Consider the following 21,422-nt stretch of genomic DNA (forward strand, 5'->3'; position numbering starts at 1 on the left):
AAATAACGTCTTTCAGTCGTCTTCGACAGTATCGGAGGCGCTGTCGAAGCGTTTTCTAGCCAACCATTCAAGCCGTAATGCCTGCACATGTAAAACCTTGCGCAGACCTTTCTGTACGCGACGCTGGCTGATGATCAGCGCCAGCCGCGAGAGTGTCTGGGTGCGGCGGGCAATGCGGATGTCGGGGTGTTCGCGGATATTGCGCACGGCGGCCGAGACGATGATGCCGCTGTAGCTCTCGGGTGCGCTGATGTCGACTCTCGGGCTGGGCGGTTCCTTTTCATTGAGAATGGCGCGGAACTTCGAGGTGCCGATCGCCTGGCTGTAGATCAGGTGTTCCAGGGCATCGAGCTGGGCCTTGGCCTGGGCATCGCCGGCGGCGCATGACTCCAGCTGCGGCATGGGGTAGACGACTATCTTATAGACCTCGAACGGGTCGAGCACGCTCATGGCCACCGCATCGGTGCGCTGGTTGGTCAGGTGCCGCTTGATGCGCGTGCGGATCGACTCTTTGGTCTGGCCGACATAGATGGGCTCGTCGTCGTAATCATAGAAGGCGTACACCCCCCACTTGTAGTTGCCGAGCTTGATCCGCCCCTGGGTCAGCGGGTTGCTCACTTCCTGGTTGAGAAAGTCGTCCAGCAGACGGCGCAGCTCCCGGGTCTCCAGGGGCAGTTCGCTGGTGGCGATGGAGGCCGCGGGGGCGTCGGCGGTTGCCAGGAGCAGTTGTTCGTGCAGGCTCACAGGGCCTCCCGGAGCTGTTGCTGGGCGCGTTGCAGGGGCAGCAGCAGGTGTTGGTTGAGGTGCGCGACCACCGTCACCACGACGCCATCCCCGAGCAGGTGGTAGGCGTCATTGTAGTTGGCGGGCAGGCGATAGCTGTCCGCCAGGCCCATCAGCCGCGCGGCCTCGCGGGGGGAGATCAGCCGTGAGCGAATCGACTGGCCATGCACGATCATGATGGTCTGCCGGCTGGAGCCGCCGGAAGGGGTGCGCAGGCAGCCGGCGATGCCGTCGAAGCGCACTTCGGCGCGCTGCAGGTTATTGCGCGTGCGTTTGTAGATGGTGCCTACCTGCAGCCTGCCGAGCTGCTGGGCGGCTAGCACCTTCTGCCGGTTGAGCGGGCTCATCAGCGTCAGCAGCCTTTGCGTCTGCGCCTCGCTGTGCCAGCTGACGCCGCTGGGTTCGGCCTCGATGATGTCGTCCAGGGTGTGCATGGGCGTGGCCGGTTCGGCCAGTTTCCACCAGCGCCACTGGTCCTGGATCTTTTTTGCCAGGTTGTTGTGACAGGCGATCAGCTTTTCCGGGTGCCAGGCCGGCGAGGGGCGCTGGCCGATCAGTTCGGCGGGGAGCTGCAGGGCCTGGTCGACGCAGAGGATAAACAGCCGTGGCCGCGATTGCGGCACGAACTGCACCGCATCGATCACCAGTGCGCCGAACACATAGCCCGCAGCGGCGATGGCCGCGGCAATGGCTTCGAAATCCTTGCCTTCGTGGGAGGTCAGGGTGCCGTAGACATTCTCGATGACGATCATGCCCGGCTTGCGCCCGTCCTGCGCCAGCTCGCGGATCAGCCGCATAAAGCCCCAGAACGAGCCCGAACGCTGGCCGCGCAAGCCTGCACCGTTGCCCGCCAGGGACAGGTCCTGGCAGGGAAAGGAGGCCCAGGCCAGGGCGGCGTGGCCGGGCAGGTCGCGGCCGCTCAGGGCATTGATATCGTCGACCCGCAGGTGCTCGCCGCCCCAGTTGGCGACATAGGACTCGGCCTTCTTGGCGGAAAAGTCGTTGGCGAAGCTGCAGCTCCATGCTTCGCCAAGGCCTGCGCGGGCCATGCCGCCACCGGCAAAGAATTCATAGAAAAACGGCATGTGACGCTTACCTTGTGCACAGACTGGGGGCGGGGCGCGGTGGGCTGGGGCGAATCCGTCGAGCACCTTGAATGGTCTTGGCGCGCTTGCTGGTGCCAGGGGCTGTTGACGTTTCATCACGACCGCGCCGGAGCCTGTTTTTGCGCGAGGCAAGGCACGAGACGCGAAGTTTGGTTGTTCCAAATGAGTGTCGAGAAACGCAGCATCGCGCAAAAACAGGCCCGGCCCTGCGGGTTGCGCGGAAAATCTCGCCATGCGGTGTTGGGGGACTGGGCAAGGGAATAACCATTACCGGCGTCCCCCGCCTAGCCTGGCGAGATTTTGCGCAGCAACGCGGCTTGTGCTGAAACATCAACAGCCCCTAGGATACAAGGCCTCCATTCTAGTGATTGCGCAGCTTTGCGCCTAGTTATCTATGCCTACTTCGAATTCTCCGTACGCCGCCTTCGCCGCCCTGCTCGCCAGCAGTGGTCATTCCGTTTCCCCGGCCGAGTTGCACGGCCTGTTGCTCGGACGCAGTTGCGCCGGTGCCGGTTTCGATATCGAGCCCTGGCTGATCGATGCCGCCGAGCTGCTCGGTAGCGCCGCCGAGGACAGCGTGCGCCAGGCGCTGATCGGCCTGCAGGAAATGGTCAAGAACGAGCTGTCGAGCAACGATGTCACCGTGGTCCTGCTGTTGCCCAGCGACGATGCGCCGCTTGGCGAACGCGCCGTGGCGCTGGGACAATGGTGTCAGGGTTTTCTCGGCGGCTTCGGCCTGACCGTGCGCGACAAGGCCCTGAGCGCAGAGGCCATGGAGGTGCTGCAGGACCTGTCGGCCATTGCCCAGGTGCAGAACGCCCTGGAAGAGTCCGAGGACGGCGAGAGCGATTACATGGAAGTGATGGAATACCTGCGCGTTGCGCCCCTGCTGCTGTTCAGCGAGTGCGCCAAGCCCGAGGCTGCGGCGGTCAAACCGTCGCTGCATTGATTCGCCCGTCACTGATTTTCATGTAACTGGAAGTGGACCCTATCTGCCTATGATCAGCATCCCCAAGTCTGAATACGCCCGTCGGCGCAAGGCGCTGATGGCGCAGATGGAACCCAACAGCATCGCCATCCTGCCAGCCGCGCCGGTGTATATCCGCAACCGCGATGTCGAACACATCTACCGCCAGGACAGCGACTTTCAGTACCTCTCCGGCTTTCCCGAGCCGGAGGCGGTCATCGCGCTGATTCCCGGCCGCGAGCATGGCGAGTACGTGCTGTTCTGCCGCGAGCGCGACCCGCTGCGGGAAATGTGGGACGGCCTGCGCGCCGGCCAGGACGGCGCGATCAGCCAGTATGGCGCGGACGATGCCTTCCCCATCGGCGATATCGACGACATCCTGCCGGGGCTGATCGAGGGCCGTGACCGGGTCTATTCCTCCATGGGCACCCACCACGAGTTCGACCGCCAGCTGATGGAGTGGATCAACGTGATCCGCTCCAAGGCACGTCAGGGCGCTACGCCGCCCAACGAGTTCGTCACCCTCGAGCATCTGCTCCACGACCTGCGTTTGTACAAGTCGGCGGCGGAAATCAAGGTGATGAAGGAAGCCGCGGAGATCTCCAGCCGCGCCCATGTGCGCGCCATGCAGGCTAGCCGTGCCGGGTTGTTCGAGTATCACCTGGAAGCCGAGCTGGATTACGAGTTCCGTAAGGGCGGGGCGAAGATGCCGGCCTATGGCAGCATCGTCGCCGCCGGCAAGAACGCCTGCATCCTGCATTACCGCGAGAACGACGCGCCGTTGAAGGACGGCGACCTGGTACTGATCGACGCCGGTTGCGAGATCGACTGCTACGCCAGCGATATCACCCGCTGCTTTCCGGTCAATGGCAGGTTTTCCCCGGAACAGAAGGCCATCTACGAGCTGGTGCTCAAGGCCAACGAGGAAGCCTTCAAGCATATCGCCCCGGGCAAGCACTGGAACGAAGCCCACGAAGCCACCGTACGGGTGATCACCGCCGGGCTGGTGGAGCTGGGCCTGCTTGCGGGCGAGGTCGAAGAACTGATCGCCAGCGAGGCCTACAAGCCTTTCTATATGCACCGTGCCGGCCACTGGCTGGGCATGGATGTGCACGATGTCGGCGAGTACAAGGTCGGCGGCGAATGGCGCGTGCTGGAGGTCGGCATGGCCATGACCGTGGAGCCGGGCATCTATATCGCCGTGGACAATCAGGACGTGGCGAAGAAATGGCGCGGCATTGGCGTGCGTATCGAAGATGACGTGGTGGTGACCAAGACCGGCTGCGAGGTCCTCACCACCGGCGTGCCGAAAACCGTGGCCGAGATCGAAGCGCTGATGGCTGCCGCCCGCACCGTGGCCGCCTAGATTATGCAACGGGTGGATATCGCGATTATCGGCGGCGGCCTGGTGGGGGCCAGTCTGGCCGTGGCCCTGCAGGCCGAAGCTAAACAGCGTGGCTGGCAGATTTGCCTGATCGAGCCGTTCACCCCGGGCAGCGGTTATCAGCCCAGTTACGACGCGCGTTCCACCGCGCTGTCGTTTGGCTCGCAGCAGATCTATCAACGCCTCGGCCTGTGGCAGCAGATCAGCCAGCGCGCCGAGCCGATCAAGCAGATTCATGTTTCCGACCGTGGCCGCTTTGCCGCCGCGCGCCTGAGTGCCGAGGAAGAAGGCGTGCCGGCGCTGGGCTATGTGGTGGAAAACGCCTGGCTCGGCGAATGCCTGTGGCAGGCCCTGGACCCGCAGGTGGTGAGCTGGCGCAGCCCGGCCCAGGTCACACGCATGCAGGCCCTGGCCGATGGCTATCGGCTGACCCTGGATGACGGCAGCGCGCTTGAGTGCAGCCTGGCGATTCTCGCCGAAGGCGGCCGCTCCGGCTTGCGTGAGCAGCTGGGTATCGCCGTCAGCAGCACGCCTTATGGACAAAGCGCGCTGATCGCCAACGTCAGCCCGCAGGAGGCGCACAACGGCCTGGCCTTCGAGCGCTTTACCGAAGAAGGGCCGATGGCCATGCTGCCGCTGGCGGATAACCGCTGCGCCCTGGTTTGGACCCGCGCCACCCTGGAAGCCGAACGCCTGTCGGCGCTAAACGATGCGGCGTTTCTCGCCGAGTTGCAGCAGGCCTTCGGCTATCGCCTGGGCAGTCTGCGCCAGGTCGGCGCGCGCCATCTCTACCCGCTGGCCCTGACGGCGGCCAAGGAGCAGGTGCGTCAGCATCTGGTGGTGCTCGGCAATGCCGCGCACAGCCTGCATCCGATTGCCGGCCAGGGTTACAACCTGTCCCTGCGCGACACCCTGGTGCTGGCCGAAACCCTGCTGGCCAGCAGCGTGCCACTGGGTGATCTGGCCACCCTGCAACGTTATCTGAGCAGCCAGCAGCTGGACCAGCAGCTGACCGTGGGCTTTTCCGATCAGGTCACCCGGCTGTTCAGCACCGGCCAGCCGCTGCTGACGGCCGGGCGCAACCTCGGCCTGCTCGGCCTGGATCTGCTACCCCCGGCGAAACGCTGGTTCGCCCGCCAGGCCATGGGCCTGGGCACCCGGCCGCAGTAAGGCCGCCGCCCCACTCTTAAGGAAGCATGATGCACGCGGATCTGATTATCGTTGGTGCTGGAATGGTGGGCAGCGCCCTGGCGCTGGTCCTGCAGGAGCAGGGGCTGGAGATTCTGCTGATCGACGGCGGCCCGCTGAGCGTCAAACCCTTCGCTGCGCAGGCCGCCTTCGAGCCACGGGTCAGCGCCTTGTCGGTGGCCAGCCAGCGTATTCTCGACCGTCTCGGTGTGTGGCCCGGCATCGCCGCGCGACGCGCCTGTCCCTATGCCGAGATGCAGGTGTGGGACGGCTCCGGCACCGGGCAGATCCATTTCAGCGCGGCCAGCGTGCATGCCGAGGCGCTCGGCCATATCGTCGAGAACCGGGTGGTGCAGGATGCCCTGCTCGAGCGCCTGCACGACAGCCCGATTGGCCTGCTGCCGGGTGCCCGCCTGGAGCAGCTGCGCCGCTCCGGCGATGGCTGGTTGCTGAGCCTGAATGACGGCCGCGAACTGCGTGCGCCGCTGCTGATCGCCGCCGACGGGGCCAACTCGGCGGTGCGTCGCCTGGCCGGTTGCGCCACTCGCGAGTGGGATTACCTGCACCACGCCATCGTCACCAGCGTGCGCTGCAGCAAGCCGCACCAGGCCACGGCCTGGCAGCGCTTTACCGATGACGGGCCGCTGGCCTTTCTGCCGCTGGCAGGTCCGGCGGGCGAGCACTGGTGCTCGATCGTCTGGTCGGTTACGCCGAGCGAAGCCGAGCGCCTGATGGCGCTGGACGAGGCCGATTTCCGCCGCGCCCTGGGCTTTGCCTTCGAGCATCGCCTGGGCGAGGTGCTGCACGCCGACCCTCGCCTGTGTATCCCGCTGCGCCAACGCCACGCCAAACGCTATGTGGAGGAAGGCCTGGTCCTGGTCGGCGATGCGGCCCACAGCATTCATCCGCTGGCCGGTCAGGGCGTCAACCTGGGCTTTCTCGATGTCGCGGTGCTGGCCGAGGTACTGCAGCATGCCGCACAGCGCGGCGAGCGCCTGAGCGATGTGAAGGTGCTCAGCCGCTACGAACGCCGGCGCATGCCGCACAACCTGGCGATGATGGCGGCCATGGAAGGCTTCGAACGGCTGTTCCAGGCCGATCCGTTGCCGGTGCGCTGGCTGCGCAATGCCGGGCTCAACTGGGTCGACGACCTGCCCGAGGCCAAGGCGCTGTTCGTGCGTCAGGCCCTGGGCCTGGCCGGCGACCTGCCGGAACTGGCACGGGTCTGAGGCCGGCCAGCGCGGCCAGGTCTCTTCCCCTGGGCGGCACGCCCTGCAACATCACGATCCTCCCCGACGGCACCGGCTCGGTGCCGCGCCGCGCCCGGCTTTTGCGTCGGGCTTGATCTGGATCATGGCGGATTGATCTTGCGAAGCGAACAATGGTTGAGAAACTAAATGCTATTCACTAGTATTTGGACCCTCAACCCGTCCTTAGCAAGAGGCAATCTCCATGCAGGTCAGCAAATCGTTGTTCGCCGCTCTTACCCTCACCGCGCTGGCTGGCGCTGTGCAGGCCGCCGATGAAGTGGTGGTGTACTCCGCGCGTATCGACGAGCTGATCAAGCCGGTCTTCGATGCCTACACCGAGAAAACCGGGGTCAAGGTCAAATTCATCACCGACAAGGAAGCGCCGCTGCTGGCGCGCCTGAAGGCCGAGGGTGCCAATACCCCGGCCGATATGCTGATCACCGTGGACGCCGGCAACCTCTGGCAGGCCGAGCAGGAAGGCGTGCTCAAGCCGCTGGACTCCAAGGTCATCCAGGCCAATATCCCGGCCCAGTACCGCTCCAGCACCGGCAGCTGGACCGGCCTGTCGCTGCGCGCGCGGACCATCGTCTACTCCCCCGAGCGGGTCAAGGCGGGCGAGCTGACCACCTACGAGGCCCTGGCCGACAAGAACTGGGAAGGCCGCCTGTGCCTGCGTACCAGCAAGAAGGTCTATAACCAGTCGTTGACCGCCACCCTGATCGAGACCCACGGTGCCGACAAGGCCGAGGCGATCATCAAGGGCTGGGTCGGCAACCTGGCCACCGACGTATTCGCGGACGATACCGCGCTGATCCAGGCGGTCGATGCCGGTCAGTGCGACGTCGGTATCGTCAACACCTACTACTTCGGCCGTCTGCACAAGCAGCAGCCGGACCTGAAAGCCAAGCTGTTCTGGCCGAACCAGGCCGACCGTGGCGTGCACGTCAACCTGTCCGGTGCCGCCGTCACCCTGCATGCCCCGCACGCCGAGGCCGCGCAGCAGCTGCTGGAGTGGATGACCACCGAAGAGGCCCAGGGCCTGTTCGCCGGTCTCAACCAGGAGTTCCCGGCCAACCCGCAGATCGCGCCTTCCGCAGAAGTGGCCGCCTGGGGCAGCTTCAAGGCCGACGCCATCCCGCTGGAAGTGGCCGGCAAGCGCCAGGCCGAAGCGACCATGCTGATGGATCGCGCCGGCTGGAACTGATCGGCCCGCGTTGGATGGGTTGAGCGCAGCGATACCCATCGCATACCGGCGCGATGGGTATCACCGCTACGCGCCTCAACCCACCTACGCCGTTATACTCCACGCCCCGGCCCAGTCCGGGGCGTTGTGTTTTCCGTCTTGAGGAGAGTGCGTGGCCCTTCCTGCCCAGCGTCGCTGGTACCCCATCGCCTTTGCCGCCGCCCTGCTGGTGCTGCTACCCCTGAGTGTATTGCTGTTCAGCTGGCACGAGATCGACCGGCAGATCTGGGCGCACCTGTGGCAGACCCAGCTGCCGCGGCTGATCGGCAATACCCTGGTGCTGGTGTTCGGGGTGGGTGTGGGGGTGACCGTGCTGGGCGTCAGCCTGGCCTGGCTGACCAGCCTCTGCGAGTTCCCCGGCCGGCGCTGGCTGGACTGGGCGCTGATGCTGCCCTTCGCCATTCCCGCCTATGTGCTGGCCTTTGTCTTCGTCGGCCTGCTGGATTTTGCCGGGCCGCTGCAGACCCTGCTGCGCGACTGGTTCGGGCCCGATTTGCGCCTGCCGCGGGTACGCTCTACCGGCGGGGTGATCATCGTCCTGGTGCTGGTGTTCTACCCCTATGTCTATCTGCTGGCGCGCAACGCTTTTCTGGCTCAAGGCAAGGGCCTGATGGAGGCGGCGCGGGTGCTCGGGCTAAGCCCCTGGCGGGCGTTCTGGCGGGTGGCCCTGCCGATGGCGCGCCCGGCCATCGGTGCCGGCCTGGCCCTGGCGATCATGGAAACTCTGGCCGATTTCGGTGCGGTTTCGGTGTTCAATTTCGACACCTTTACCACGGCCATCTACAAGACCTGGTACAGCTTCTACAGCCTGACCAGCGCCACCCAGCTGGCCAGCCTGCTGCTGCTCGCGGTGATGCTGGTGCTCTATGGCGAGCGCCGCGCCCGTGGTGCGGTGCGCCCGGTCAACGAACGGCCGCGGGGCAAGGCGCTCTACCACCTCAAGGGCGGTCAGGCACTGGCGGCGAGCGCCTGGTGCGGCCTGGTGTTCGCCTGCGGTTTCGTCATCCCCGTGCTGCAGCTGATCGTCTGGTTCTGGCAGCGCGGCCGCTTCGATCTGGATGAGCGTTACACGGCGCTGATCCTGCACACCCTGTACCTGGGCGGCATGGCGGCGCTGATCACCGTCAGCATGGCGCTGCTGCTGGCCTTCGCTTTGCGTCTGGCCCCGACCCGGCTGATGCGCGGGACGGTCGGCCTGGCCAATGTCGGTTATGCCCTGCCCGGCTCGATGCTCGCGGTGGCGATCATGCTGGCCTTCAGTTACCTCGACCGCGAGCTGGTGATTCCGCTGTCCGCCTGGCTGGGCGGGGCCGGCAAGCCGATCCTGCTCGGCAGCCTGTCGGCGCTGCTGCTGGCCTACCTGGTGCGCTTTATGGCGGTGGCTTTCGGTCCGCTGGAGAACAGCCTGGCGCGGGTGCGCCAGTCGCTACCGGAGGCCTCGCGCAGCCTGGGGGTCGGCGGCATCGGCCTGTTCTTCCGGGTTTACCTGCCGCTGCTGCTGCCGGGTGCCTTGTCGGCGGCGCTGCTGGTGTTCGTCGATGTGCTCAAGGAAATGCCGGCGACCCTGCTGATGCGCCCCTTCGGCTGGGACACCCTGTCGGTGCGGGTATTCGAGATGACCAGCGAGGGCGAATGGGCGCGTGCCGCGCTGCCGGCCCTGACCCTGGTACTGGTCGGATTGTTGCCGGTGATTCTGCTGATCCGCCGTTCGGCGCGGCGGGTTGGCTAACCGGCGGGGCGCTAAGCGCGTATTGGCGCAGCGAGCAGTAGGCTGCAGCCCAGGTGGCGTAGTGCTTGGCGAGTACGCCCTACGGCCAAGATGACCCGCCGCGGTCTTGCGGCTACAATGCGCGCCATTCGCAGCGGCCCATCATCTCGATAGCCCGTGCCAGTACCCGATTCTTTGGGTTCAGCCGGGTTGCCGCCGCACTGCCCAGCCCGCAAGGAGACACTTATGGGACAGCGCACACCTCTCTACGACCTGCACCTCGCCTTGGGTGCCAAGATGGTCGATTTCGGCGGCTGGGACATGCCGCTGCACTATGGCTCGCAAGTCGAGGAACACCATCAGGTGCGCCGCGATTGCGGAGTTTTCGACGTGTCGCACATGACCGTGGTGGATGTCCGGGGGCCGCAGGCCAAGGCCTATCTGCAGCACCTGCTGGCCAACGATATCGATCGTCTGCAGAGCATCGGCAAGGCGCTCTACAGCGGCATGCTCAACGAGCAGGGCGGGGTGGTGGACGACCTGATCGTCTATCTGACCGACTTTGGTTACCGCGTGGTAGTGAATGCCTCGACCCGCGACAAGGACCTGGCCTGGATGCGCCTGCAGAGCGTCAACTACGCCGTCGAACTGCACGAGCGCGCCGAGCTGGCCATGCTGGCGATCCAGGGGCCGCAGGCGCGCAACAAGACCGCCGAGCTGGTCAGCCAGTCCCGCGCCAATCTGATCCAGAGCCTCAAGCCCTTCGAGGGCCAGCCCGATGGCGAGTGGTTTATCGCCCGCACCGGTTACACCGGCGAAGACGGTCTGGAAATCATGCTGCCGGCCAGCGAAGTGGTGGCCTTCCTCAATGACCTGGTCGGTGCCGGGATTTCCCCGATCGGCCTCGGCGCGCGCGACACTTTGCGCCTGGAAGCCGGGATGAACCTGTACGGCCAGGACATGGACGAAAGCGTCACCCCGCTGGCCGCCAATATGGCCTGGACCATCGCCTGGGAGCCGGCCAGCCGCGGCTTTGTCGGGCGTACGGCGTTGCAGAAGCAGAAGGCCGAAGGCGTCGCCTCCAAGCTGGTCGGCCTGGTGCTGGAGGAGCGCGGTGTACTGCGTGCTCACCAGGTGGTGCGGGTCGAGGGTGTGGGCGACGGCGAGATCACCAGCGGCAGCTTTTCCCCGACCCTGGGTAAATCCATCGCCCTGGCCCGCGTCCCGGCGGCGACCAGCGAGCGGGCCGAGGTGGAGATCCGCGGCAAGTGGTACCCGGTGCGGGTGGTCAGGCCGACCTTTGTGCGTAACGGCAAGGCCCTGATCTGAGTCCTCGCCACGGATCTGCTGCGCGTCGGCGATACTGCGTTAAAAACAGCCTCGGAATGCTCATTTACAACCAGTAAACTCCGCTTCCTCGGCTGTTTTTGCCTTGTCTCGCTCTAGCTCGCGAGATCCTGAAACAAATTCTGAACACCAGGCTGGCGTGAGTTCTGCATCAGCCGGCAGCCCAATGGATCTGGGAAGCACCGCTAGCCCCTTGCTGCGAGTGCGCTCGTTACGAGTTAAAGACTTTCTTTCGCTATGGCCAAGGCCTGCTAAATTTCCATGACGGCGCGGTCGCCGTCATGTCTGATGAGGAACGACACATGAGCAATATCCCCGCCGATCTGCGTTACGCCGCCAGCCACGAGTGGGCGCGCCTGGAAACCGATGGCAGTGTGACCGTGGGCATTTCCGATCATGCCCAGGAGGCCCTGGGCGATGTGGTGTTTATCGAGCTGCCGGAAGTTGGCAAAACGCTGAATGCCGGTCAGGAAGCCGGGGTGGTGGAGTCGGTCAAGGCCGCCTCGGACATCTACGCGCCGATTTCCGGCGAAGTGATCGCGATCAACGACGGTCTGGCCGACAGCCCGGAGAGCGTCAACAGCGATCCGTACGGCAGCTGGTTCTTCAAGCTCAAGCCGAGCGACGCCAGCGAGCTGGACAAACTGCTCGACGCCGCCGCCTACCAGGCCGCCGCCGACAGCGACGCCTGAGTAGCCTGAGTCCAGCTAGCAGGCTGTTGAAAAACGTAGGCGAGGCAGGCAAGACAAGGCAAAAGCGGCCGAGGAAGCGGAGTGTACGAGCTGTACATGAGCATTCCGAGGCCGCTTTTAACGCAGTATTGCCAACGCAGGTAGTTTTTCAACAACCTGCTAGAGCTCGCTGGCCAGCACGGCCCGGGCCAGCTCCATATCGCTGGCCTGCAGCTGCGGGTCGCTTTCGCGTAGCTGCAGCAGCAGGGCTTGCAGGTAGGGGCCGCGAATCTGTCCGTCGCTGGCGACGAAGCTGCTGGCATCGTCGCGCAGCGGAACGATCATTTTCTTGTCTTTGACGGTCAGGTAGGTCGAGGCGGTGGTGGCTCCGGACGAGAGCACGTCACCCCAGTCCACGGCGAGTGCCTGAGTGCTGCTCAGGCACAGCAGCGCGAGCAGGGGCAGATTGATCGAACGCATAGCGGTATCTCCATAATGCAGGGTCTACCTGAATTGGGATCGCATCGCGCGCCCGCGGTTCCGGGTGAGCGGTTATGGCGTCAGCTGGCGCTGTCCGGCGTCGCCGCGTGGTGTTCCAGATAGTGCTGCAGTAATCCGGGGAATTGCCGGCGGGCGATCAGCCGGAAGCCGTGCCGTCGATACAGCGCCAGGTTGCGTGGCGCACCGGTTTCCAGGGCGATGCCCGGGCCGCCGCTGGCGCGCAGTTGCGCCAGACTGTGGCTTAACAGGGCGCTGCCCAGCCCCATGCCCTGATGCCCCGTGGCCACCGCAATGAACTCGATGCGCCCGCTCTCGGCCGGGGCATGCTGGTCGAATGCCTCCAGCAGCAGGTCCAGGCGGGTCAGGCAGTCGGCCCCGCACTGGCTGCGGATCACCTCGGCGAAGCGCTCCAGGCTGGCGGCGCTGGGCTGATGCCCGGCAGGGCTGAAGTAGCTCAGGCCGAGCAGCTGGCGGTCCTGCCAGGCGGCCAGGATCGGCAGCCGGTTGGCGCGATGAAAGGCCTGGTAACCGGCCAGGTAGGCACGCCGCCTGGCCGCGTAGCCGGGGCGTTGGTCGAACAGGTACCAGGCCAGCGTCGGGTCGCAGGCAAAGGCCTGGTCGAGCAGGGTCAGCGCCTCTGCATCCTGCGCCGCGGGCAGCGGCGCGAGTTGCAGCGGGCTCATTGGCAGGCTTCGACCTTGAGGATCACACCGTCCTGGCCGGTCACCCGCACCCTGGTGCCGGCCGGCAGATCCGGGCCGCTGACCAGCCACAGCGAGTCGCCCGCCTTGACCTTGCCGCGGCCTTCATGGATGGCCTCGTGGAGGACGAACTGGCGGTCGAGCAATTCGCTGCCGCGGCGGTTCAGCCCCGGCTGATCGGAGGGCTTGGCCGCGCTGCGCTGGCGTCGCCACCAGAGCACCGCGGTCAGCACCGAGAGCACCCCGAACAGGATGAACTGCAGGGCCCAGGGCAGTTCGGGGAGGAGGAAGGTCAGCACGCCGACGCTGGCGGCGGCCAGGCCGATCCACAGCAGGTAGCCGCCCGCGCCGAAGACCTCGAGGATCAGCAGCAGGGTGCCGACCGCCAGCCAGTTCCAGTACGACAGGTGTTGCAGGCTGTCCCACATGGCTTAACCCTTCTTCTCGCCGCCGAAGGTGGCCTTGACGATTTCGCCGATACCGCCCACCGCGCCTATCACCTGGCTGGCTTCCAGCGGCATCAGGATGACCTTGCTGTTGTTGGCGCTGGCCAGGTGGCCGAGGGCGTCGATGTATTTCTGCGCGACGAAGTAGTTGATTGCCTGCACGTTGCCGCTGGCGATGGCGTCGGACACCACCCGGGTGGCTTCGGCTTCGGCCCCGGCGGCGCGCTCGCGGGCTTCGGCTTCGAGGAAGGCGGCCTGACGCTGGCCTTCGGCCTCGAGAATCTGCGCCTGCTTCTTGCCTTCGGCGGTGAGGATGGCGGCGGCGCGCAGGCCTTCGGCTTCGAGGATTTGCGCGCGCTTGATGCGCTCGGCCTTCATCTGCCCGGACATGGCCGCCATCAGGTCGGCGGGCGGGCTGATGTCCTTGATCTCGATGCGGGTGATCTTGATGCCCCAGGGCGCGGTCGCTTCATCCACGGTGCGCAGCAGTTTCTCGTTGATCGCATCGCGCTGGCTGAGCATGGCGTCCAGCTCCATGGAGCCGAGCACGGTACGGATATTGGTCTGCAGCAGGTTGCGGATCGCATGGGTGAGGTTGTTCACCTCGTAGGCGGCCTGGGCGGCGTTGATCACCTGGAAGAAGCACACGGCGTCGATCTGCACGGTGGCGTTGTCAGAGGTGATCACTTCCTGGGGCGGAATATCCAGCACCGTTTCCATCACGCTGAGCTTGTGACCGATGCGGTCCATCACCGGCACGATGATGTTCAGGCCCGGGGTCAGGGTGTTGGTGTAGCGGCCGAAGCGCTCCACCGTCCATTGCGAACCTTGGGGCACTACTTTGAAGCCCATAAATACGACGGCGACCGCGAGGCCGACGAAGAGAAAAATCACACTGCCGATTTCCATAAACTGCAACTCCATCGATTGATTTAATTATTCGAACATCTAAGCACAGTTGTCGGCGCACGGAGGGGGGCATAAGCGTTACCGCGTCTGTTAGCCGGCCACAGCTGTGCTGCCGTTCGCCATTTTGTGTTGTGGCGGCGGCTTTCAGTTGACCTCTAGGGCGCTGGGCAGCGCCGCGATTAGTCGGGCATCAAAACCATAAATGTCGGGCGCATAGCGCAGCGTGCCGTTGTCCAACGCCTCGGCCGTCCAGTAGGCGACCAGCAGCGGGGCGGGTTGCTGCAGACGGTACTCCTGGGTTTTACCGCTGGCGATGCGGGTCTGCACCGTGGTCAGTTCCTCGGCAGGCAGCAGCCAGGCGAGCAGGGTGTCCACGGCTTCGACCCGCACGCAACCGGAACTGAAGGGCCGCGGGGCCTTGGCAAACAAGTGCTGGCTGGGCGTGTCGTGCAGGTAGACCGAGAAGGGGTTGGCGAAGCGCAGGGCCACGCGGCCCAGGGGGTTGCGACGGCCGGCGGCCTGGCGCAGCAGGATGACTCCGGGGTTGTCCCAGTCCACCAGATGCGGATCGAGAGCATTGCCGTGACGGTCGAGAACGCTCAACTCCTGGCGTTCCAGGTAGGCCAGGTCTTCGCGAATCGCTGGCAGCTTGTCCTCGCGCAGGATGGTCGGTGGCACGGTCCAGGTCGGGTTGAGCGTCAGCCGCGCGATACGCGAGGCGAGCAGCGGCGTCTGCCGTTCTGCGCGTCCGACCTGGATGCGGCTGCGCCAGAGCGGCTGGCCCTGGCGTATGACCTGCAACTCGGCGCTGGCCACGTTGATCAGCACCTCGGCGCTATTCATGTCGTCGGCCAGCCAGCGCAGGCGCTCCAGGTTGGCGCGCAGCTGGTCACGGCGGCTTTGCGCGCTGAGGTTCAGTTCGGCCAGGCTGGCCGCGCCGAGGATGCCATCGTCCTGCAGACCGTGGGCGGCCTGAAAGGCTTGCAGGGCGGCGACCGTCGTCGCGTCGAAGCGTGTGCCGGGATCGTCCGTCAGGGCACCCAAATAGCCTCCTGCGATCAGTCGGGCACGCAGGGCCGGCACCCGGGCGTCGCTGCGCTCGGGCTTGAGCAGTGGTCCTGCGGGCAGTGTCGCCCAGTGGCCCAGCGGTTGCTGGCGCTGCTCGGCGTAGGCGCTGCGCAGGCGCTGATACTGCGGCGTGCCTGGGCGCGCGCTGGCGAAGGCCTGGGCCGGGTTGTGCAAATGCAGCAGGGCCAGCGACAGGGCGGCCAGTTGCGGGTCGGAGGTGGGCCAGTCGGTGGCCCGCCAGAGGGGCTCGAAGCGCTGCTGCAGCAGGCGGCCGCGGCGTAGATGGAGCAGCGCCTGGAGGTAGCTGTGACTGGTCAGCAGGTCGGCGCAGTCGGGGTGCTCGGCTTGGGCGGCGTCCATCAGGCTGTTGGCTAGCGGGTATTCCCCGGGGTGCAGGCCGTCGTCCGCCAGTTGTTCGATCTGTGCGCGCAGCTGTTGCAGCTGCGCCTCATCGCGCCAGGCGGGACTGTGCTCACGCTGGGCGTAGAAGTCCGCGAGGAGCCGGCGCGCATTCTCGTCTAGGCTTGTCGGGAGGGGCCCGCAGGTATCCAGCAGCCCCTCTAGCATCGGGCGTGGCTCGCTGCCGGCGCTGGCCGGCTGCTCCACTGCGTTGACGACCAGTGGCAGGGTGAGCAGGGCAGCGCTCAGGTAAGATGTGCATTTATTGAACAATTAAGCTGGCTCCGATCCTTGGTTTGCGTGACACCTCTCTATAGATGCGGTGTACCACGAGCGGCAGGGGCGGGTCGAACGGGATCTGCTGACAGGACGTCCTGGATTCGTGCTTTAGAGGTGTTTGCGCACATGTTGGGACGTATTGCTCGCTCGTGTCTGGCCGGCCTGTGGCTGCTGGGCGTACCGCTGGCGGCCACGGCTGCTCAGGCGGATGGACTGGCCCGGGAGCTGGCGCGGATCGCTCCCGGCCTCAATCAGCAGGCTCTGCAGCATGCTTTGGCGGCCATGCACTGTGCGGTCAACCATGGGGCCGCGCCGGCGCGGCGTCTGGCGGTGATCGATTATTCGCAACCTTCCACCGAGCGACGTCTGTGGATCTTCGATCTGCAGCGCAAGCGCTTGCTGTTGCGTGACTTCGTCGCCCACGGCCGGCAGTCGGGGGAAAACTTCGCCGATCGCTTCTCCAATACCCTGGGCAGCCACCAGACCAGCCTGGGGCTGTTCCGCACCGCCGAGAGCTACCGGGGCAAGCACGGCTATTCCTTGCGCATGGATGGCCTGGAGCCCGGCCTCAACGACCTGGCCCGCGAGCGCGCCATCGTTATCCACGGCGCGGACTATGTCAGCCCGCGGCTGGTGCGCAGCCAGGGGCGCATCGGGCGCAGCCTGGGCTGCCCGGCGGTGCGCCAGGAAGTGGCGCGGATGGTGGTCGATCAGCTCAAAGGCGGGCAGTTCCTCTTCGCCTGGCACTCCGACCAGCGCTGGCTACAGGGCTCGGCCTACCTGGAGTGCAAGCCGCAGCGGGTGGCGGCGTTGCTGAGTCGCGTCGGCGAAGGCTGAGAGCCTGCTCATGATCTCGCGAGCTAGAGCCATACAAGGCGAAAACAGGCGAGGAAGCGGAGTTTACTGGTGTAAATGAGCATTCCGAGCCTGTTTTCAACGCAGTAGGGCCGACGCGCAGCAGATCATGAAGGCTATTTCTGCTCGCTCTGCGGAGTAACCCGCAGCACTTCCTCGATGGTGGTCAGGCCGGCGGCGACTTTTTGCGCGCCGGACAGGCGCAGGCTGCGCATGCCTTCCTTGAACGCATGGCGGCGCAGGGCGATCAGGTCGGTGTCGGCGCTGATCAGCGGCTTCATGGCGTCGTTGATCAGCATGATCTCGTAGACCCCGGCGCGACCACGGTAACCGGTATCGCGGCATTCCAGGCAGCCCACGGCACGGCACGCCTGAGTCGGCAGCGGTGCGTTCCAGGGCTTGGTCAGGCTCTGCCAGTCGTCTTCGTTGAGGGTATGGGGGGCCTTGCAGTGCGGGCACAGGGTGCGTACCAGGCGCTGGGCCATGACCCCGAGCAGGGTGGCCTTGAGCAGGTAGTGCGGCACGCCCAGTTCGAGCAGGCGGGTGATGGCGCTGGGTGCATCGTTGGTGTGCAGGGTGGACAGCACCAGGTGCCCGGTCAGCGCGGCCTGGATCGCCATCTCGGCGGTTTCCAGGTCGCGGATCTCGCCGACCATGATGATGTCCGGGTCCTGGCGCATCAGCGCGCGTACGCCGCTGGCGAAGGTCAGGTCGATATTGCTCTGCACCTGCATCTGGTTGAAGGCCCCCTCGATCATCTCGATCGGGTCTTCGATGGTGCAGACGTTGACCTCGTCGGTGGCCAGCTGCTTGAGCGTGGTGTACAGCGTGGTGGTCTTGCCCGAGCCGGTGGGGCCGGTGACCAGGATGATGCCGTTGGGCTGTCCGGTCATGCTCAACCAGCGCTTCAGGTCGTCGGGGGAGAAACCCAGCTGGTCGAAGCTTTTCAGCAGCACCTCGGGGTCGAAGATGCGCATCACCATCTTCTCGCCGAAAGCGGTGGGCAGGGTCGACAGGCGCAGTTCCACCTCGCCGCCTTCCGGGGTCTTGGTCTTGACCCGGCCGTCCTGGGGTTTGCGCTTTTCCGCGACGTTCATCCGGCCCAGGCTCTTCAGGCGGCTGACCACCGCCATGGTCACCTGCGGCGGGAATTGATAGACGGTGTGCAGCACGCCGTCGATGCGAAAACGCACGCTGCCCTGCTCGCGGCGCGGTTCGATATGGATATCGCTGGCGCGCTGCTGGAAGGCGTACTGGAACAGCCAGTCGACGATATTGACGATATGCGCATCGTTGGCGTCCGGCTCCTGATCCTGGGCCCCGAGGTTGAGCAGCTGCTCGAAGTTGCCCACGCCGCTGACCTTCATGTCGTTGGCGGTAGCACCGCTGACCGATTTGGCCAGGCGATAGAACTCCAGGGTCAGGCGCTGGATATCCGCCGGGTTGGCCACCACCCGCTGGATCGGGCGCTTGAGCACGTGGGTCAGGTTGGCTTCCCAGCTGTGCACCAGGGGTTGCGCGCTGGCGATGGTCACGCTGTCGCTGTCCACCGCCACGGCGAGGATCTTGTGCCGTTGGGCGAAGGCGTAGGACATCAGCGGGGTGATGGCGGCCACGTCGATCTTCAGCGGGTCGATGCGCAGGTAAGGTTGCCCGGCGAACTCCGCCAGCCAGACGGTGAGCGTCTCCAGGTCGAGTTTCTTGCCCGGGCGGCTGAGGTCGTCGACCTGCTGCGCGGCGAGAAACTCCAGGGGGTGTTGCTGGGCGTTCGACGAGCTGCGGCGGATGGCCAGGCACTGCTCGGCACTGTCCTGGGCCACCCGCCCCCGGGCCACCAGTTCGCGCAGCAGGTCACTGAGGTCCAGCGGACGGTCCTGGGTGGACGAGGCGAATGCGGACATAGGGCTCCCTGGTAGTTCGAACGGCAAAGCCTGCAGCTTGACCGCTGGGTGGCGGCTTGTCTGCCTACTCCATGCCGTTTTGCACGCTTGGCCGGGCCCGACTGTGTGCTTGCGGGCCCGGCCGCGTTGCCTTGAACAAGCGCTTAGGCGCGCTTGAGTGTCTTGACGCCTTCGCTGGTGCCGAGCAACAGCAGGTCGGCCGGCCGCGCGGCGAACAGGCCGTTGGTGACCACGCCGACTATGGCGTTGATCTGGGCTTCCAGCTCTGCCGGGTTGATGATCGACAGATTGAAGACGTCGAGGATGATATTGCCGTTGTCGGTCACCACGCCTTCGCGGTACACCGGGTCGCCGCCGAGCTTGACCAGCTGGCGGGCGACATGGCTGCGCGCCATTGGGATCACCTCAACCGGCAGCGGGAAGGCCCCCAGTACCGGTACCAGCTTGCTGGCGTCGGCGATGCAGATAAAGGTCTGGGCCACCGCCGCGACTATCTTCTCGCGGGTCAGGGCCGCGCCGCCGCCCTTGATCAGGTTGAGGTGCTCATCGCTCTCGTCGGCCCCGTCGACATAGAACTCCAGGTCGCTGACCGTGTTCAGCTCATACACCGGAATGCCGTGGCCCTTGAGCCGTGCCGCGGTGGCCTCGGAGCTGGCGACTGCGCCGTCGAACTCCATCTTGTGCTTGGCCAGGGCGTCGATAAAGCAGTTGGCGGTGGACCCGGTGCCGACCCCGATCACACTCTTGGCGTCGAGTTTGGGGAGAATAAAGTCGACGGCCGCCTGGGCAACGGCTTGCTTGAGTTGATCCTGGTTCATCATGGGGGCCTGGCGTGAGAGTGAGGTAAGGCGCGAATTATAGCGCGGCTGGGCCTTGCGACGTTAAAACCCTGCCCGTCGGGCCGCGTGAGAGCGTAGCGAGCGAAGGTCAGGCAAGGAGCTACGTTAGTAACAGCCACTGTCCGAGCCTGTTTTTAACGCCGCATCACCGAGTGCAGTAGCTCTCACGTGGTCTGCTTGTATGGTCGCGCGGCGCGACCCTGGGGTAGACTCGCGGACTCCCCGAAAAGCTGCCTGCGATCTCGCCATGCTCGAACAGTACGTCAAGAAGATCCTCACCTCGCGCGTCTATGACGTGGCGGTGGAAACCCCGCTGCAAGCCGCCCCCCAGCTGTCCGAGCGCCTGGGCAACCAGATTTTGCTCAAGCGCGAAGACCTGCAGCCGGTGTACTCGTTCAAGATTCGCGGTGCCTACAACAAGCTGGCGCAGCTGTCGGCCGAGGAGCAGGCCCGTGGCGTGGTTACCGCCTCGGCCGGCAACCATGCCCAGGGCCTGGCCCTGGCGGCCAAGGTGCTGGGGGTCAAGGCCACCATCGTGATGCCCAAGACCACCCCGGAGATCAAGGTTCACGGCGTGCGCTCGCGTGGCGGCAAGGTGGTGCTACACGGTGACAGCTTCCCCGAGGCGCTGGCCTATTCGCTGAAGCTGGTGGACGAGAAGGGCTACATCTATGTCCACCCCTATGACGACCCGCACACCATCGCAGGGCAAGGCACCGTGGCCATGGAGATACTCCGTCAGCACCCCGGCCAGCTGGACGCGATCTTCGTGCCGGTGGGCGGCGGCGGCCTGATCGCCGGGATCGCCGCCTATGTGAAGTACCTGCGCCCCGAGATCAGGATCATCGGCGTCGAGCCGGACGATTCCAACTGCCTGCAGGCCGCCATGGCGGCCGGCGAGCGGGTGGTGCTGCCCAGCGTTGGGCTGTTCGCCGATGGTGTGGCCGTCGCGCAGATCGGCCAGCACACCTTCGATATCTGCAAGGACTATGTCGACGAGGTGATCACCGTCAGCACCGACGAGATCTGCGCGGCGATCAAGGACATCTACGACGACACCCGCTCGATCACCGAGCCGGCCGGAGCCCTGAGCGTGGCCGGGATCAAGCGCTACGTGGAACGCGAAGGTTGCAGCGGCCGGGTGCTGGTGGGTATCGACTCGGGTGCCAACGTCAACTTCGACCGCCTGCGCCATGTCGCCGAGCGCGCCGAGCTGGGCGAGAAGCGCGAGGCGATCATCGCCGTGACCATCCCCGAGCAGCCGGGTAGCTTCAAGGCCTTCTGCGAGGCCATCGGCAAACGCCAGATCACCGAATTCAACTACCGCTACCACACCGACAAGGAAGCGCACATCTTCGTCGGCGTGCAGACCCACCCGGAAACCGACCCCCGCGCGGCCCTGGTGGAAAGCCTGCGCAGCCAGGGTTTCCCGGTGCAGGACCTGACCGACAACGAACTGGCCAAGCTGCATATACGTCATATGGTCGGTGGGCATGCCGCGGCGGTGCCGGATGAGTGCGTATTCCGCTTCGAGTTTCCCGAGCGGCCGGGGGCACTGTTCAACTTCCTGCAGAAGCTCGGCGGGCGCTGGAATATCTCCATGTTCCACTACCGCAACCACGGCGCGGCCGATGGTCGGGTAGTGGCCGGGCTGCAGGTGCCCCACGACCAGCGCCATCTGGTGCCGGCGGCCCTGGAGGCGATCGGTTATCCCTACTGGGATGAGAGCGAGAACCCGGCCTACACACTCTTTTTGGGCTAAGAACCTATTCAAAGTCTGCTGCGCGTCGGCTCTGCTGCGTTAAAAACAGGTTCGGAATGCTCATGTACAGCTCGTACACTCCGCTTCCTCGCCTGTTTTTGCCTTGCATAGCCCT

Annotated in this window: 19 protein-coding genes; 10 read left to right on the forward strand and 9 right to left on the reverse strand. The window is 65.4% G+C overall.

What is annotated here, in order from left to right; genetic code table 11:
- Nucleotides 1-12 precede the first annotated feature (12 nt).
- Both AACY13_RS15255 and AACY13_RS15260 read right to left on the reverse strand, forming a co-directional pair.
- Nucleotides 13-744 (reverse strand): GIY-YIG nuclease family protein, encoded by a 732-nt coding sequence (locus AACY13_RS15255; RefSeq protein ID WP_339462433.1) that lies wholly within the window; start codon nucleotides 742-744, stop codon nucleotides 13-15.
- Entirely contained in the window at nucleotides 741-1,868 is a 1,128-nt protein-coding gene (locus AACY13_RS15260) for a DNA cytosine methyltransferase (protein ID WP_339462434.1), read from the reverse strand. Before AACY13_RS15260 ends, AACY13_RS15255 begins: the two co-directional genes overlap by 4 nt.
- Nucleotides 1,869-2,283: 415 nt before the next feature.
- Between AACY13_RS15260 and AACY13_RS15265 the strand changes: the two genes are divergently transcribed.
- From AACY13_RS15265 to gcvH, 8 genes are all read left to right on the forward strand, one after another.
- Entirely contained in the window at nucleotides 2,284-2,838 is a 555-nt protein-coding gene (locus AACY13_RS15265) for a YecA/YgfB family protein (protein ID WP_339462435.1), read from the forward strand.
- A gap of 49 nt (nucleotides 2,839-2,887) precedes the next feature.
- Complete coding sequence (gene pepP / locus AACY13_RS15270; RefSeq protein WP_339462436.1) at nucleotides 2,888-4,222, forward strand: Xaa-Pro aminopeptidase; 1,335 nt, start codon at nucleotides 2,888-2,890, stop codon at nucleotides 4,220-4,222.
- 3 nt (nucleotides 4,223-4,225) lie between these two features.
- On the forward strand, nucleotides 4,226-5,410 hold the full coding sequence (ubiH, locus tag AACY13_RS15275; protein ID WP_339462437.1) for a 2-octaprenyl-6-methoxyphenyl hydroxylase: 1,185 nt from the start codon (nucleotides 4,226-4,228) through the stop codon (nucleotides 5,408-5,410).
- 29 nt (nucleotides 5,411-5,439) lie between these two features.
- Entirely contained in the window at nucleotides 5,440-6,657 is a 1,218-nt protein-coding gene (locus AACY13_RS15280; protein WP_339462438.1) for a 2-octaprenyl-3-methyl-6-methoxy-1,4-benzoquinol hydroxylase, read from the forward strand.
- Nucleotides 6,658-6,880: 223 nt separating this feature from the next.
- Entirely contained in the window at nucleotides 6,881-7,882 is a 1,002-nt protein-coding gene (locus AACY13_RS15285; protein ID WP_339462439.1) for an extracellular solute-binding protein, read from the forward strand.
- A gap of 151 nt (nucleotides 7,883-8,033) precedes the next feature.
- Entirely contained in the window at nucleotides 8,034-9,650 is a 1,617-nt protein-coding gene (locus AACY13_RS15290; RefSeq protein WP_339462440.1) for an ABC transporter permease, read from the forward strand.
- A gap of 225 nt (nucleotides 9,651-9,875) precedes the next feature.
- On the forward strand, nucleotides 9,876-10,958 hold the full coding sequence (gene gcvT / locus AACY13_RS15295; RefSeq protein ID WP_339462441.1) for a glycine cleavage system aminomethyltransferase GcvT: 1,083 nt from the start codon (nucleotides 9,876-9,878) through the stop codon (nucleotides 10,956-10,958).
- A gap of 320 nt (nucleotides 10,959-11,278) precedes the next feature.
- Nucleotides 11,279-11,668 carry a glycine cleavage system protein GcvH gene (gene gcvH / locus AACY13_RS15300; protein WP_339462442.1) on the forward strand — a complete coding sequence of 130 codons (390 nt, stop codon included), beginning with the start codon at nucleotides 11,279-11,281 and terminating at the stop codon, nucleotides 11,666-11,668.
- A 159-nt stretch (nucleotides 11,669-11,827) separates the two neighbouring features.
- On the opposite strand, the gene AACY13_RS15305 is transcribed toward gcvH, so the two are convergent.
- From AACY13_RS15305 to AACY13_RS15325, 5 genes are all read right to left on the reverse strand, one after another.
- Nucleotides 11,828-12,127 carry a DUF2388 domain-containing protein gene (locus AACY13_RS15305; RefSeq protein WP_339462443.1) on the reverse strand — a complete coding sequence of 100 codons (300 nt, stop codon included), beginning with the start codon at nucleotides 12,125-12,127 and terminating at the stop codon, nucleotides 11,828-11,830.
- 80 nt (nucleotides 12,128-12,207) lie between these two features.
- The gene (locus AACY13_RS15310; RefSeq protein ID WP_339462444.1) at nucleotides 12,208-12,831 is read right to left on the reverse strand and encodes a GNAT family N-acetyltransferase; all 624 of its coding nucleotides are present in this window, start codon (nucleotides 12,829-12,831) and stop codon (nucleotides 12,208-12,210) included.
- Nucleotides 12,828-13,277: an NfeD family protein gene (locus tag AACY13_RS15315; protein WP_339462445.1), complete on the reverse strand. Its 450-nt coding sequence runs from the start codon at nucleotides 13,275-13,277 to the stop codon at nucleotides 12,828-12,830. Before AACY13_RS15315 ends, AACY13_RS15310 begins: the two co-directional genes overlap by 4 nt.
- Before the next feature lie 3 nt (nucleotides 13,278-13,280).
- On the reverse strand, nucleotides 13,281-14,204 hold the full coding sequence (locus AACY13_RS15320; protein ID WP_339462446.1) for an SPFH domain-containing protein: 924 nt from the start codon (nucleotides 14,202-14,204) through the stop codon (nucleotides 13,281-13,283).
- Between the two features lie 144 nt (nucleotides 14,205-14,348).
- Nucleotides 14,349-15,944: a L,D-transpeptidase family protein gene (locus AACY13_RS15325; protein WP_339462447.1), complete on the reverse strand. Its 1,596-nt coding sequence runs from the start codon at nucleotides 15,942-15,944 to the stop codon at nucleotides 14,349-14,351.
- A gap of 132 nt (nucleotides 15,945-16,076) precedes the next feature.
- On the opposite strand from AACY13_RS15325, the gene AACY13_RS15330 reads away from it, so the two are divergent.
- The gene (locus AACY13_RS15330; protein WP_339462448.1) at nucleotides 16,077-16,787 is read left to right on the forward strand and encodes a murein L,D-transpeptidase catalytic domain family protein; all 711 of its coding nucleotides are present in this window, start codon (nucleotides 16,077-16,079) and stop codon (nucleotides 16,785-16,787) included.
- A 134-nt stretch (nucleotides 16,788-16,921) separates the two neighbouring features.
- Here AACY13_RS15330 and AACY13_RS15335 read toward each other — a convergent pair whose 3' ends face one another.
- Nucleotides 16,922-18,706: a GspE/PulE family protein gene (locus tag AACY13_RS15335; protein WP_339462449.1), complete on the reverse strand. Its 1,785-nt coding sequence runs from the start codon at nucleotides 18,704-18,706 to the stop codon at nucleotides 16,922-16,924.
- A 143-nt stretch (nucleotides 18,707-18,849) separates the two neighbouring features.
- Complete coding sequence (gene rpiA, locus AACY13_RS15340; protein ID WP_339462450.1) at nucleotides 18,850-19,524, reverse strand: ribose-5-phosphate isomerase RpiA; 675 nt, start codon at nucleotides 19,522-19,524, stop codon at nucleotides 18,850-18,852.
- A gap of 202 nt (nucleotides 19,525-19,726) precedes the next feature.
- Between rpiA and ilvA the strand changes: the two genes are divergently transcribed.
- The gene (ilvA, locus tag AACY13_RS15345) at nucleotides 19,727-21,307 is read left to right on the forward strand and encodes a threonine ammonia-lyase, biosynthetic (protein WP_339462451.1); all 1,581 of its coding nucleotides are present in this window, start codon (nucleotides 19,727-19,729) and stop codon (nucleotides 21,305-21,307) included.
- The last annotated feature ends 115 nt before the right edge of the window (nucleotides 21,308-21,422 follow it).

The organism is Pseudomonas sp. EA_105y_Pfl2_R69, assembly GCF_963970915.1.
In the GTDB taxonomy this organism is placed as follows: Bacteria; Pseudomonadota; Gammaproteobacteria; order Pseudomonadales; family Pseudomonadaceae; genus Aquipseudomonas.